At 37.9% G+C, this 14303-nt stretch carries 12 protein-coding genes; 4 read left to right on the top strand and 8 right to left on the bottom strand.

Going from position 1 to position 14303, the window contains the following annotated elements:
• Positions 1-2631 carry a valine--tRNA ligase gene (locus ACUN8G_RS09115; RefSeq protein WP_437346761.1) on the bottom strand — a complete coding sequence of 877 codons (2631 nt, stop codon included), beginning with the start codon at positions 2629-2631 and terminating at the stop codon, positions 1-3.
• Positions 2632-2842: 211 nt separating this feature from the next.
• The gene (locus tag ACUN8G_RS09120) at positions 2843-3304 is read right to left on the bottom strand and encodes a DUF302 domain-containing protein (RefSeq protein ID WP_437346762.1); all 462 of its coding nucleotides are present in this window, start codon (positions 3302-3304) and stop codon (positions 2843-2845) included.
• A gap of 241 nt (positions 3305-3545) precedes the next feature.
• On the opposite strand from ACUN8G_RS09120, the gene proB reads away from it, so the two are divergent.
• Entirely contained in the window at positions 3546-4676 is a 1131-nt protein-coding gene (gene proB / locus ACUN8G_RS09125) for a glutamate 5-kinase (protein WP_437346763.1), read from the top strand.
• 16 nt (positions 4677-4692) lie between these two features.
• On the top strand, positions 4693-5955 hold the full coding sequence (locus tag ACUN8G_RS09130; RefSeq protein ID WP_437346764.1) for a glutamate-5-semialdehyde dehydrogenase: 1263 nt from the start codon (positions 4693-4695) through the stop codon (positions 5953-5955).
• On the opposite strand, the gene ACUN8G_RS09135 is transcribed toward ACUN8G_RS09130, so the two are convergent.
• The 4 genes from ACUN8G_RS09135 to ACUN8G_RS09150 are packed head-to-tail and all read right to left on the bottom strand — an operon-like array spanning position 5950 to position 8868.
• Positions 5950-6558 carry a DUF502 domain-containing protein gene (locus ACUN8G_RS09135; RefSeq protein WP_437346765.1) on the bottom strand — a complete coding sequence of 203 codons (609 nt, stop codon included), beginning with the start codon at positions 6556-6558 and terminating at the stop codon, positions 5950-5952. The genes ACUN8G_RS09130 and ACUN8G_RS09135 overlap by 6 nt on opposite strands.
• 19 nt (positions 6559-6577) lie before the next feature.
• The gene (locus tag ACUN8G_RS09140; protein WP_437346766.1) at positions 6578-7384 is read right to left on the bottom strand and encodes an MOSC domain-containing protein; all 807 of its coding nucleotides are present in this window, start codon (positions 7382-7384) and stop codon (positions 6578-6580) included.
• Between the two features lie 57 nt (positions 7385-7441).
• Complete coding sequence (locus tag ACUN8G_RS09145) at positions 7442-8191, bottom strand: Mut7-C RNAse domain-containing protein (RefSeq protein ID WP_437346767.1); 750 nt, start codon at positions 8189-8191, stop codon at positions 7442-7444.
• On the bottom strand, positions 8188-8868 hold the full coding sequence (locus ACUN8G_RS09150; RefSeq protein ID WP_437346768.1) for an HAD family hydrolase: 681 nt from the start codon (positions 8866-8868) through the stop codon (positions 8188-8190). Before ACUN8G_RS09150 ends, ACUN8G_RS09145 begins: the two co-directional genes overlap by 4 nt.
• 150 nt (positions 8869-9018) lie before the next feature.
• Between ACUN8G_RS09150 and ACUN8G_RS09155 the strand changes: the two genes are divergently transcribed.
• The gene (locus tag ACUN8G_RS09155; RefSeq protein WP_437346769.1) at positions 9019-11163 is read left to right on the top strand and encodes a T9SS type A sorting domain-containing protein; all 2145 of its coding nucleotides are present in this window, start codon (positions 9019-9021) and stop codon (positions 11161-11163) included.
• A gap of 57 nt (positions 11164-11220) precedes the next feature.
• Here the strand turns inward: ACUN8G_RS09155 and ACUN8G_RS09160 are convergent, their stop codons facing one another.
• Positions 11221-13257 (bottom strand): dipeptidyl-peptidase 3 family protein, encoded by a 2037-nt coding sequence (locus ACUN8G_RS09160; protein ID WP_437346770.1) that lies wholly within the window; start codon positions 13255-13257, stop codon positions 11221-11223.
• Between the two features lie 91 nt (positions 13258-13348).
• On the opposite strand from ACUN8G_RS09160, the gene ACUN8G_RS09165 reads away from it, so the two are divergent.
• Complete coding sequence (locus tag ACUN8G_RS09165; protein WP_437346771.1) at positions 13349-13687, top strand: arsenate reductase family protein; 339 nt, start codon at positions 13349-13351, stop codon at positions 13685-13687.
• Here ACUN8G_RS09165 and ACUN8G_RS09170 read toward each other — a convergent pair.
• On the bottom strand, positions 13679-14299 hold the full coding sequence (locus tag ACUN8G_RS09170; RefSeq protein ID WP_437346772.1) for an HAD family hydrolase: 621 nt from the start codon (positions 14297-14299) through the stop codon (positions 13679-13681). The genes ACUN8G_RS09165 and ACUN8G_RS09170 overlap by 9 nt on opposite strands.
• Positions 14300-14303: the final 4 nt, after the last annotated feature.

Genomic DNA, 14303 nt, shown 5'->3' on the forward strand with positions numbered 1-14303 from the left:
CTACGAGTCTCTGCTCAAATCGTTATAAATTGATTGTAATTTATCGAGAGCGCTTTCCCAATCTTTTTGTTTTGCCTTTTCTCTTTCCACAACTTCCGTTGGAGCTTTTGAAACGAAGCTTTCGTTCGACAATTTTTTCTTTACACCATCGAGCGATTTCGATATTCTTTCGATTTCTTTTTCGATGCGCACCCTTTCTTTATCCAGATCGATCAATCCTTCCAGAGGCACAAAAATTTCGCAGCCTTTGACTATTGACGAAGCGCTTGCTTTTGGTTTAACCAGGTTTTGATTGACTTCAATCTTACCAGCTTTTACGAGCGATTTGATGTATCTTATCTGTCCTTCAGTTACTTCAGAACTTTTAAGTAAGAGATTAATATTTTTCGAAGGTGGTATATTGAGTTCGCCACGAATGTTTCTAATTGCCGTCACAATCTCCTGCAGGAATCCGGTTTCTTCTTCTGCATCCGGATCGATTTTGCTTTCTTCGAATTGAGGGAACTTCTCGATCGAAATACTTTCCCCTGCTTTTCTTTCGTCGATTAATTGCCATATCTCTTCGGTAATGAACGGCATAAAAGGATGGACCATTTTTAGCATTTCTTCGTAGAGTTTGAGTGCGCGCGTAAGCACTGCCGATTTTTCTTCATCGGAGCCTTTGTAGAGTCGTTCTTTCGACAGCTCCACATACCAATCGCAGAAATCATTCCATACGTACGAATACAAAATTTTCGATGCGGCATTAACTTCAAAATTATCGATAGCGTCTGTAAATTCCTTGAGTGTACGATTAAATCTCGAAATAATCCATCTATCTGTAAAATCGATATGCTTATCTACCAATTCAGAATTAATCTCGATATTCTGGGCATTCATCAAAAGAAATCTGCCTGCATTCCAGATTTTATTTGCAAAATTTCTGCCGATTTCAACCATCTCGTTGCTGAAGTGAACATCCTGTCCCAGTGGAGAAATGTATGTCATTGTAAATCTAAGAGCGTCGGCACCGTATTCTTCAATTAAGTCGAGCGGGTCGGGCGAGTTGCCGAGTGATTTACTCATTTTTCTTCCCTGAGTGTCGCGCACTGTGCTTGTAAAATAGACGTCTTTAAAAGGAATATCATTCATAAAATGCATGCCGGCAATAATCATACGTGCCACCCAGAAAAAGATTATATCGGGTGCAGTTACCAGTAAATCTGTCGGGTAGTAATACTTCTGGTCGCGTTCGTTTGTAAAAACGTCCTGTGCCCACAGCCAGCTCGAAGCCCACGTATCCAGCACATCTTCGTCCTGAGTCCAATTTTCGATGTCAGTCGGAGGTTCTACTTCGCAATAAATTTCACCTGTCTTTTTGTGATACCATACGGGAATGCGATGACCCCACCATAATTGACGGGAAATACACCAGTCGCGAATATTTGTCATCCAGTGTTCGTAAGTTTTTACCCAATGTTCAGGATGAAATTTAATTTCGCCGTTTAGAACCGCTTTCAGAGCGGGCTTAGCCAGTTCGTCCATTTTCATGAACCACTGTTCTGATAGATAAGGCTCGATTGGAACATTACCACGCTGGGAATAACCGACTTTGTGCGTATAATCCTCCACTTTCAAGAGGAATCCGAGTTCTTCCAGTCTATTGACAACTTTTTTTCGCGCGTCGTATCTGTCGAGATTTCTAAATTCTTCGGGTACATTCTCGTTGGTCGATGCATCTTCATTGAAAATATTGATTATCTGTAGATTGTGGCGTAATCCCATCTCATAGTCGTTTATATCGTGTGCGGGAGTTACTTTAACGGCGCCTGTACCAAATTCAACGTCGACATATTCGTCGGCAATAACGGGAATTTCCCTTCCAACAATTGGAAGAATTACCGTTTTGCCAATTAAATGTTTATAGCGCTCGTCGTTCGGATTAACTGCCACAGCTGTATCGCCCAGCATTGTTTCGGGTCGAGTTGTGGCAACAATTAAATAATCATCCGCCTCTTTGACGGGATACTTAATATGCCATAGATTTCCATTTACTTCTTTGTAGAAAACCTCTTCATCTGAAATGGCAGATTTTGATGCCGGATCCCAATTGACCATTCTGTAACCGCGATAGATATACCCTTCTTTGTAAAGTTTGACAAACGCCTCTATGACCTTTCGGTAATAATGTTCGTCCATCGTAAAACGTTCTCGCTGCCAGTCACAACTTACGCCAAGTTTCCGCAGCTGCTGAAAAATTATTCCTCCGTATTTTTCTTTCCATTCGTAACAATATCTTAAGAATTCTTCTCTTGTAAGTTCTTTTTTGTCAATCCCTCTTTCCTTCAGCATAGCAACAACTTTAGCCTCCGTTGCTATCGAAGCGTGGTCGATGCCCGGCACCCAGCAGGCATTAAAACCCATCATTCTTTTGTATCTGATGTAAATGTCCTGCAAGGTATTATTTAAGATGTGGCCGATATGGAGAATACCGGTAATATTCGGCGGAGGAATTACAATCGTGTATGGAATTTTACTTTCATCAACTTCCGAATGATATAGATTGTGGTCATACCAGTACTTATACCACTTACCTTCGGCATCTGAAGGATTGTAGGCCTTTGGTATTTCGGATAAATTTTTGGGTTTCATTTTTCGCTCTTAATTTCAGTAAAAAAAATTGAAAACAAATATAAATAAATTGGAGTTAAGATAGGACTGCGACAGAAAGGAGAAAGGAAACAGTCACGAATGCACGAATTAATTACGAAGAGCCCTACAATCCGAAGTGAACTGTATATTTAGAAAAGAATTATATAACATTGATTATCAAGAAATAAGCGTCGATGATTTTTATTCGGCGTCATTTGAGCAATCTGCTTAATATGCCTTCAATATCAGAAATGGCTTTTGCCATGACAGAACCTTCGGAATTGTCAAAAGAAGCTGATAAAAATTCAGGGTTAATTCGAGAGATGTATGTCCTGCCGTCCGACTTTTCATATACCGAAATTCTACAAGGCATTAAAGCCGAAACTTGTTTTGATATGTCTTCCTTTAATACTACGTATGAATACTCAGGATTGCATAATTCAATGATATTGACCGCTAAAACTTCTTTACCATTTTTCTTAAGTGATAGTTGGAGATCGTGTTTCGCTACTAACTTCCACCCGTTTTGATTTCCCAGAATATTCAAGCTATCGATTGTCTCTGCGAAAGTATATTTACTTTCGTTTTCTATTAGAAAAGGTGGTGTACTTTTCTGTTGTGCAAAAAGATTAAGCGAAAACAAAAGAGCGATTATTAAAAGAAATTTATTCATGATTCTACCTTTCTTTTTTATTAAATAATTGGGATAGTTTTATCATTGTAGAAAGTTAGATGAAAGCCCGTCGAATTCGATTCAAAACAATCTGGAATGGTGGGGCGTGTTGATATAATGGACTGTTGTAATAATGCTCGATATTCAGCATTATTTTTATGAATATTAATAAAAGTTAGTTTACACAAATGCATTATTATACATAATCACGTATATTTATACATAAAAATCTCGAATATTTATGAAAAGCGTAAAATTAGGTAATTGGAAAAGAGCGGTAATAAAAGTGGGAAGTGGAATTATTGCGCCAGACGGTAAATGTTCAACGCGGTATTTACTGCCGATTGCAGAATTCATTTCCAGATCAATTAATTCCGGTAAAGAAATAATACTTGTATCATCGGGAGCTGTAGCGGCTGGTTTGAGTACTCAACCCGCATTGTCGAAAAAAAATCATCGTTCCATTCCCGAAAAACAGGCTCTGGCCGCTATTGGTCAGTCGATGTTGATCTCGCTATGGAGCCGTTTTTTTGACTTCCCCTGTTCGCAAATATTGTTGACTTACGACGACATACACAATCGACGTCGTTTTGTAAATGCGAAAAACACTTTAAATAAATTGATTGAGCTGGGCACGCTTCCGATCATTAACGAAAACGATACTGTTGCTACAGAAGAATTAAAAGTTGGCGACAACGACAATCTCGCGGCCTATGTGGCAATGCTGACCGAAGCAGATCTGTTAATCATCTGTTCGGACATTGATGGATTATACAACGCCGATCCAAAGAAAAAAAACGACGTTAAATTAATTCCAGTTGTAAATAAAATCACAGACGAAATTTTCAGTCTGGCTGGCAAGTCGAAAAACCCGATTGCCACCGGCGGCATGAAAACAAAAGTTGAAGCAGCTCAGAAAGCGACTAACATCGGCATTGACACCATTATTATTAATGCTACAAAGAAAGAAGTGTTCGACGATTTATCCAGGAATAAAGTTAGAGGCACGCTTTTCAAAAAAACGACTTCGCCTATAAATGCACGCAAGCACTGGCTATTGCACGCAGTTAATTCAAGAGGCAAAATTTTTATAGACAACGGCGCTGCATTGGCTATAATGAAAAAAGGAGCTTCGCTTCTTCCTTCCGGCATAACAAAAATTGAAGGAGAATTCAAGCAAGGCGATGCGGTCGATATTTATAGCGACAAATCCAATTCGAACAAACCGATTGCAAAAGGAATTACGCAGTACAATTCCTTCGATCTACTGAAAATTAAGGGACATAAGAGTAACGAAATCGAAAAGATACTTGGTTTTATTATTACGGATGAAGTAGTTCATCGCGACGAATTAATAATTATTGAAAACTAAAAAGAGGTACGTAAAATTGGAAAACGAATTGATAAAACTCGCACAAAAGTGTAAAAATGCATCCCGTAAACTCGCCACACTCGACACAAATTCAAAAAATAAATTGCTAATCTCGATGGCTGAGAGTCTGGATAAATCGAGAAAAAAAATAATTGAAGCCAATAAAACCGACCTTAAGACGGCAGAAGAAAAAGGATTGAGCAGCGCACTTCTTGACCGCCTTAAATTAAACGACGATCGGCTTGATTCAATGATTAAAGCAATAAAAGAAATAGTACAGCTCGACGATCCGGTAGGTACAATCGAAAATATAAAAACACGCCCAAACGGAATAAAGGTCGGTACTATGCGAATTCCTCTTGGAGTTATTGCAATAATTTACGAAGCCCGTCCAAATGTCACTTCCGATGCTGCTGTACTTTGTTTGAAAAGTGGCAATGGGGTTATTCTGCGAGGTGGTTCAGAAGCTTTTAACTCCAATATCGCAATTGTCGAAGCTCTCAAAGAGGGAATTGGAAAAGTCGGGGTTAATCCAGATATAATTACTTTCATCCCCACTACAGATAGAGAAGCAATGAAAGAACTTCTGAAGCTGGAAGAATATATTGACCTGGTTATTCCGCGTGGTGGCGAAGGTTTAATAAGATTTGTTACCGAGAATAGCAGAATACCAGTTATCAAGCACTACAAGGGTGTTTGTCATCTTTATGTTGACAAGGACGCAGACACGTTACTTGCTTTAAACCTTTTAATCGACGGAAAAACTTCCAGACCTGCGGTTTGTAATGCTCTTGAAACATTGCTCGTCCATAAAGATATAGCTGCTGAATTCTTACCCAAAGCTGCTTCTGTCTTAAAAAAGAAGAATGTCGAAGTTCGCGGATGTGATAAGACAATTGAATATGTTCCCGATGCAATTCCAGCTACGGAAGAAGACTACTACGCCGAGTATCTCGATTTAATTATAGCAGTAAAAGTTGTCGACAGTTATGAAGAAGCCGTAGAGCATATTACAAAATATGGTTCCAACCACACGGACGTGATTGCAACGGGAAATATTTTTACCGCTCATAAATTCATTAGAGACGTCGATTCTTCTAGTGTGATGGTCAATGCTTCTTCCCGCTTTGCCGACGGCGGAGAGCTGGGGCTGGGTGCTGAAATCGGAATTTCAACTTCTAAACTTCATGCTTATGGACCGATGGGACTCGAAGCATTAACAACCAGAAAATTTGTTGTTATCGGTGAAGGTCAGACCCGTCACAAAGTCGAACTATGACTTCTTCTCTATCATAGCAGAGAGCATCTGACCCGTGCCACCGCCAAGACTCAAAACCGTTCGCATTGCCTGCTCAACCGGATAGTCAAGTTTAACAACAAATTCATTTTTGATATGATAGATATATCCTCCCGTCGGAGCTGGCGCCGATGGTATGAATACAGTTGTGTAACCTTCTAAACTTTCGTCGGTAATAAAAGCCGTTACCATCGTATCGTTGCCAAATGGCTTGACCAATGCTACGCCCTTGAAAATCAATTTTTCGTCGCCAAATAGATTTATTACTGTATCTTTTATGATTTTATAGAGCGGAACACGTTTTAAAATTTTCTCCTCCAGAAATCCGATCAGATAACTACCAAGATTAGTCCTTACGAGCAAACCCACTAAAAAAAAGACGAGCAGGATTATCAAGATTGCTACCACCGACGCAATCAGTTCGTTAAGTCTCGCTGTTTCCACCAGGATGTTTGTAACCGGTCTTATTTCGTCGGTTAAAAAATTGAAGAACCAATCGAGTACAAAAATCAAAAGGATAACCGGCAATACAATTAGAAATCCACCGAAGAACGTGGTTTTGAAAAATGCTTTTAACTTTTCCATATTCACTCCATTACAAAACTTATTTCCATTTTGTTATTGTTACGAGTGAACCTGTTTCAACGATTCCGGTTCCTTCGTGCAATAAATTTTGTCCAAAAAATATTTTATTACCCTCTTTGCGATAAAGAGAAAGAGTTTTGAGCGGTTCTTCACTTTTTGCACCATTCGTCTGGTCGACGGTTGTAATCACGCAACGCGAGCACGGCTTTACTACATAAAATTTGATTCCATTCAAAAGAAAAGATTCCCACTTATCTTCATCGTACGGTGCGCCTCCTTTAAAAACAAAATTGGGACGAAAACGATTCATCGGAATTTTTACTTTCATGCGGGAATTTAAATCGCTCAGTGATTCTTCGCCAATGATCAAAAACGGAAATCCGTCGGCAAAACTTACAAGTTCATTTCGAGTGGCATATTTTTTATCCACGTACCTTTTTACACACTCATCCATGAAAACAAGCCGACAATCGACATTTAGAATTTCGCCGAACCATCTATCGGCTTCCTTCGAAACCAGAAAGGCTGCTACTTCGTCATCCCAGATTTTCACTTTTAGACTTTCGTGGGCTTCTGGACTAAATGGTATTTCGAATGTTCTGTTATCTTTCATATATCTGAGACGAAAACCAGATTCAATAATTTCTGGTTTTATTAAAGCCATAATCGGCAATTTTCTTTGAGTAAGGAAATTGCCTTTGCCGTCGACGAGCATGAATCGTCTGTCGTACTTAAGTCCTCTGTCGGTAACCTCAGCAGTTTTAACAGAAATTCCTCCCAGCGACTTGAAAGGATAAATAAATATTTCACTCAATCTATAATTCATAATTGATTACTCCTTTTAGTGAAATATATAATTTAAAGACAATTTAGAAAAAGACCGTCATTGTTTTTCTTTGTTCTGAACCAGACGAATAAGATTGGTCATACTTTTGTAATGCGTGCCTTTCCAATAAATTTTTTTGCAATTCGGGCAGCGGTAAAACTCAGTATGTATTTTTTTTACTTTAGGAGGCAGTAAGTTCTCAATATTTTCTTTCTCTATTTTATATAGTTTTATATTGCAATTGATGCAAAGAGAAAAAGGTTTTATCGCATTGGCGAGGTCGAATCTTTCAATTACTTCTTTAAGTTGTTTGACCGGTACTTGATTTCTAATCCAGTAACCTCTGAGAACTTTATTGTTTTTTAGTATACCGACATCGCGGGTAAGTATACATCTTTTTTCCCGTGTGGATATATCAATTATTTCCTGGTCAGTAAAATCATTTCTGTAGATTGAATCGAAACCACACATTCTGAGATAACGCGCAAGTGTACCCAGATGCACATCGAGAATGAAAGCTGGATTTCTCAGTGGCTCAGGCCTTAATTTTTGTACGGGATTAATATCAATCGATTCGAATACTGGATATACTGAAATATAATCGCCGTTATTTATTCGATAGTCGAAACCAACCGAATTGCCGTTTACAATTATCAGGTCGACTTCAGTATGTGGTACTCCGCAACTCTCGATTACATCTTTGATCGATGGGTTTCCGTAAAACTGATATTCAAATGGAACTTTTCTTTTAGAGGGCGACAGAAAATCATTTAGTTCTTCGTAGAAACGAAGAATAATTGATTTCATTTTATTTTTCCGTTAAGTCTCAATCTGAGTTCATCGAGCGAATTGACAATCAGTTCGGGATCGAGTCTTCTCAAGTCTTCTGCAGAACGATAACCGTACGTAACTGCACACGATTTAGCGCCTGCGTTTTTTGCACACATAATGTCGAGTTCGGTATCGCCTACCATTAAAGTATGGGACGGAATAATCTTTAAGCTTTCGCAAATAAAAAGAAGCGGCTGAGGCGAAGGTTTATGCTCAAAACCAGGTCGACGACCCATTATAAAATCAAATTCCGAATCGATATCAAAATGCTTCAAAATCAGTTCTGCCTGTTCCTGCGATTTGGTGGTCAAAAGAGCGAGCTTGATTTCACTTTTCTTTAATTCAACAAGCAGGCTTTTCACACCTTCATAAAGCTCGGAATAATTTATATAGTCGAAATATATCGATTTATAAACCCCAATAAATTCTTTGAAGTCAGCTACTTCAATTCCAAACTCTTCGAAAATATCTTCGAAATGAAGACCAATTCGCGGATAAAATTTTTCTTCCGTCAAATTATGTTCAATACCAAGGCGGTTAAAAGTATCAACAGTAGCCGCATAGATAGTTTTGTGTGAACTTACAAGCGTACCGTCGAGATCGAAAACTACTAATCTTATATCCATGCCAATAAAATAGTAAATAAATTTCAAAATATTTTCATTACACGAAATATTTTCAGTATTACGAAAATATTGCGCTTCCCATTTTCAAAAAGTCAGTAAAACTGCTTTAATATTTATTAACAACTGGAACAATTATTGGTAATATAAATTTTTTATGTAATAATTAAAGAGGGCATCATGTTAAAAAAATTTACATTTAATTTCGTTCTATTTGTACTAACGCTATCTATCAATGCTCAGACTTCTTATTTATCAATTAACGATCCGCACGAGTGGGGTCATTACAACCCGATAATCAACAAGGCCCAGATAGTTGTTACGCCGGCGGGCGTTTTCAGTAAGATCGATCTCATTCTTGAAGTCGCTACTACCGATACCTATTTAAGTAACAACAAGCAGCTCGAAATTGTACTTAGTTTTTCATTGCCAGAAGGAAGTGTAGTAACCGACCTGTGGCTGTGGGTAGGAGAAGAAATTAGTAAAGGACTTCTGCTCGATACATGGACGGCCTCCACAATTTATGAAAATATCGTCAATCGCCGACGCGATCCCGCAATATTGTACAAGCACTTAAACAACTATTACGAATTGCGCATCTATCCCCTTTTCCCAAAGTCTTTCAGAAAATTCAAAATTCAGTATCTGGTGCCCAATAGTTGGTACACGGAAAAAACCCGAATTCCACTGCCCTACTACATTTTGAATTCAGCAAACAAACCAGTTAAAGCGCTTGAAATAGCAACTATGAATTATAAAGAATGGATAAATCCGACATTGACAGGTAAGGAAGGAGAATTTGATGAATCGTCAGGTACCGAATATCCGGTAAACTACAGATATATTTCAATGAAGGATGTATCCAATCTTCCGTCGAGTTTTGCCATCGAATACCCCAATCCAATGATTAACGGAGTATACCTCAGAAAGTACGAAGAGGGTGAAACGGGATACTATCAAATGGCTCTTTTTCCCGGAAACACAATTATCGAGAAAAAGAAAAGCAAAGTATTATTCCTTATCGATTACGATGTACGGAAAACTACTTTATCGAAAGACGACATCGTAGATAATTTAAAAACATTGATAAAAATGAATTTTAACGAAAACGATCAATTCAATATCTTTTATTCGATGCTTGGAACTCAAAGATTGAATGATAATTGGATTAATGCGGATTCGAATTCAATTAATTCGGTTCTGAAAAATTTTAAAGACAATAATCTTTCTTCATACAGCAACTTAGCTACATTATTAAGTGACGGTTACGGCTTTCTCCAGAATAACAACGACAGCGCTGTGGTTTACCTGCTGGCTTCTTCAGATCAGTTTGGCAGTTTCGAGCAGGCTAACCAGCTTATGAAAGACCTGCAAACATATTATTCTTCCTTACCACCCACATACATTTTCGATTTCAACAACAATAATTACTACTACTATTATTTCGGCAACAGGTCGTATCTGGGCAATGAATACTTTTACACCAATCTATCTAGACTAACCGGTGGGGATTACAAAAGATTTAACGACAACCCACTTGCAACAATGAACGAACTCTTCCAGCAACTAAAAGGAATGATAACTTCATTCGACCTTTACACCACTCTCGCATCAGGCTTTTGTTTTAGCAGGCTCAACTTAAAAAACGCCGAGACTTCAGTAAACATAAGTGAACCAATTATACAAATAGGCAAATTTATCGGTACGTTCCCTTTTACAATAAAAGCCTCTGGAATTTATGATGCCCAACCATTTACGTCGACTTTGAATATTGACGAAAGCGAAATTTCCAATGCCGACAGCACTACAGCTCAGATGTGGACGGGATGGTATATCGACAATCTTGAAAATGGATATTTAACAAATAAAGAGATACTTGAACTGATCGATTTAAGTACAAAATATCATGTATTGTCTACCTATACGTCGTTTTTATGTCTGGAACCAGGTGATACAGTATGTATTGAATGTGTTCAGGGACAGCAAGGTGAAGGTAACGACGGAGGCATTATCTCTGTTGACGAAGAGGACGAACTGCCAGCAGAATTCAGAATAAAAGCCTACCCAAATCCATTCAATTCTCAGGTAAATATAACTGTTACTCTGCCTGCCGAGGCAGTCAAAGAAAATATTAAGATTAAGATTTACAATTTACTTGGACAGGAAGTTAAAACTTTTGAGTATACTCCGAACAATTCAAATATCATTAATCTTTACTGGGACGGAAAGAACGACGAAGGGGAGCAGCTTTCATCAGGCGTTTATATCTTTACTGTTTCAGGAGGTGCATTCAAGAAGTCGATTAAACTTGTTTATATGAAGTGATTCGAGAAAAAGTTGAGGGAGATTTTGAGCATCTCCCTCTCACTTTTTCTTATCAGATTAGTTGTATGTGGGTAAAAACGAATATTCTTTTGCGTAATAGAGCATCTGTTCTGTAAAGTCTTCTGGATATTCAACTTTCACATCAATAATTTCGTCCCCGTTCATTACTGGTATCAGTACGGGATTAATAAAGCCGGCATAGGGCGCAATATTAAGTTTTTTATAGCGTTCCAGAACTTCTTCATGGAGTTTTCTATCAACTTTAACGCCGTAGTTTTCCACGAGATTTTTGCCTGCTTCGTAATCGCCTTCTGATTTAATTCTTTGTATTTCTCTTAAAAGTTCGCCGAATAATTTACGTAACTTCTGATAATCGTTAATAACAAAATAAGTTTTTCCGTTTATTATTTTCTTTTCTATCACATTTTCACTTATTCCTTTTTCGTATACCCATCTAGAAACGAGCTGTCGGTTTCTCATATGAGCCTGTTCGATGTCGTCTCCGAGTTGGACTCGAGCAAGCTGGGTCATCAATCCATTTCTAATATAACTATCGTATTCGGCTTTACCGACCTCGAGAGAAGGCATCACACCGATTTCAACAAGTTTCGGATCCATGATGTAATAGAGAGCCACAAGGTCTGCTCGAGCTTCTTCAAGAACAGATGCATAATTTTTCAACGTTTCATTCGGCTGACCTACGCCGGGATTCAATTGTCCAGATGCATGTCCTATCACCTCATGCATGTCGGTATGAAGATCGCTTGCAAGTGCGCCATATTTTTTGGCACGTTCAATTTCCTCTTGCGTGGCGGCAAATTCTTCGATTAATCCGCTACTTTCAGAAGCTTTGTTGTATGAATGAACTATGTTTCCGAGGTTGACAGACTTCGAACCGTATTCTTTTCTAATCCAGTTAGCATTGGGAAGATTAATTCCTATTGGGGTCGAAGGGGAAGCATCTCCCGATTCCACAACCACCGTAATTACTTTTGCAGATATCCCTTTGACATTTTTCTTTTTATGCTCGGGCATTATGGGCGAATTGTCTTCAAACCATTGTGCATTGTTGCTAATTGCTTTAATTCTTTTTGTTGCTTCGAAATCTTTAAAGGAAACTACCGACTCGAAATTAGCTTTGTAACCGAGTGGGTCGTTATATGTTTCGATGAATCCATTAATAAAGTCGACAACCGAATTTGTATCTTTTATCCACTCAATATTATACTGATCCCATAACTTTAGATTGCCCGTCACATAGTATTTAATTAAAAGATCGATAGTTTTTTTCTGCTGTTCGTTTTCTGCTACTTCTTTCGCCTTTTCAAGCCAGAAAGTAATTTTGTCGATCGCCAGATGATACATTCCTTTATAGCGCCATGTACGTTCAAATATTTTACCGTTCTCTTTAAAAAGCTTGGAATTTAGTCCGTATGAAACAGGTCGTACATCTTCTGGATCAGCAAGACTCTTGTAAAAATCTTCTGCTTCTTTTTGAGTTACTCCTTCGTAAAAATTTACTGCGGAGGTTTGAATCAGATCGGCATTTGGGTCCTGGTTTACTTTAATTGGCGATACATTCGGGTCGAATAAAATAGGCGTTAGTTTGTCAATGAGGTCGTCTACACTTTCATTATTTTGTAGCGGAAGTTCCCACTCGTCCGAACCTCTTACAAGTTTTGCAAAGTATTCCTTTGAAAATTCAGGTTGAAATTTTTTATTGGAATAATGATGATGTATACCATTAGAAAACCAGACGCGTTTCGTGTATTCCATAAATTTTGCAAACTGAGGGTCGTTCCTGTCGCCATTGTAAGTTTTTACTATTCCCTCGAGAGTCCTTCTGATGTAAAGATTATGTTTGTAATTCTGGTCCCAAATAATATCTCTTCCTGCCAGAGCAGCCTGATAGAGATAGTAAACAAGTTTTTTCTGTTGAAGAGTCAGTTTGTCGAAATTATCAATTTTATATCTTTGAATTCTCAAATCGGCAAATTGCTCGGCAACATATTTAAAGTCATCTTTCTTTTCGGTAGTGCAATTCATAAGTGAAATTCCTATAATACTTATTAGAAAAAATTTTTTTAGATTCATTGTTACTCCGTCATTAATTAATTTTCAGTGCTTTTAAAATATCACTTTGCAAATTGGCAACCAAGATTAATCGTTTGAGGAAGGGAATAGCATGAACATACAAATCATTGGTACAAAAAAATGCAACGATACAAAAAAAGCCGAACGATTCTTTAAAGAAAGAGGTGTTAAATATCATTTCAGAGATCTAACCGAGAAAGGACTGACAAAAGGAGAGCTGGGAAATATTACCCGAAAAATTAATATTGATAATTTAATCGACAGGGAAGGCAAACAATATAAAAAAAGAAATCTCGAATATATGGTTTACGATATCGAAGAAGAATTGCTGAACGACCCGCTGCTTTTAAAAACACCAATAGTCAGGAACGGAAACGAAGTAACGCTTGGATATCGACCCGATATCTGGAAAAAATGGATTTCAGGATAAACCGTCGAGATTAATATTTCGTGTATTCAGTTCATTAACCAAAGAATTATAATCGGTATACCTAATGGCGTCCCATCCGCACCTTTTGGCTCCGTCAACATATTCCTGAATATCGTCTATAAAAAGGTGCTCTGGAGAAGGCACCCCGGTGTACGACTCTACCGCTCGGTAAATCTTTTCTTCGGGCTTTACCGCTCCAACTTTGTGCGAAAGAAAAAGTTTATCGAAATATTTCAGAAATTCGTAATGAGAATATCCATATTCCTCATGAATTTCGTTGGTGTTGGAAAGAAGAAAAAGCTTGTAATTTTTTTTCAACAGGGGTAGCAATTTTATGACGTTATCATTCGTTGTAAAAATGTCCGAAAAGATTCTGCAAAATTCTTCACGGTCGACTTTGCCCTCCAGCCATTCGTACATTTTATCCAGAAAATTATCGCGACTAATTTTTCCCCTTTCAAAATCTCTGTGAAACTCGTAATTATCTGCATAAAGCTGAGCAAATTTATTACCCAGACCATCTTTAATTTTATTAATTTTTTCAACTGCTTTATTATAATCAAATGGAATCAGTACATTACCGAGGTCAAAAACAATCGCTGAATACTTCATTTAC

Source organism: Melioribacter sulfuriphilus, assembly GCF_052656625.1.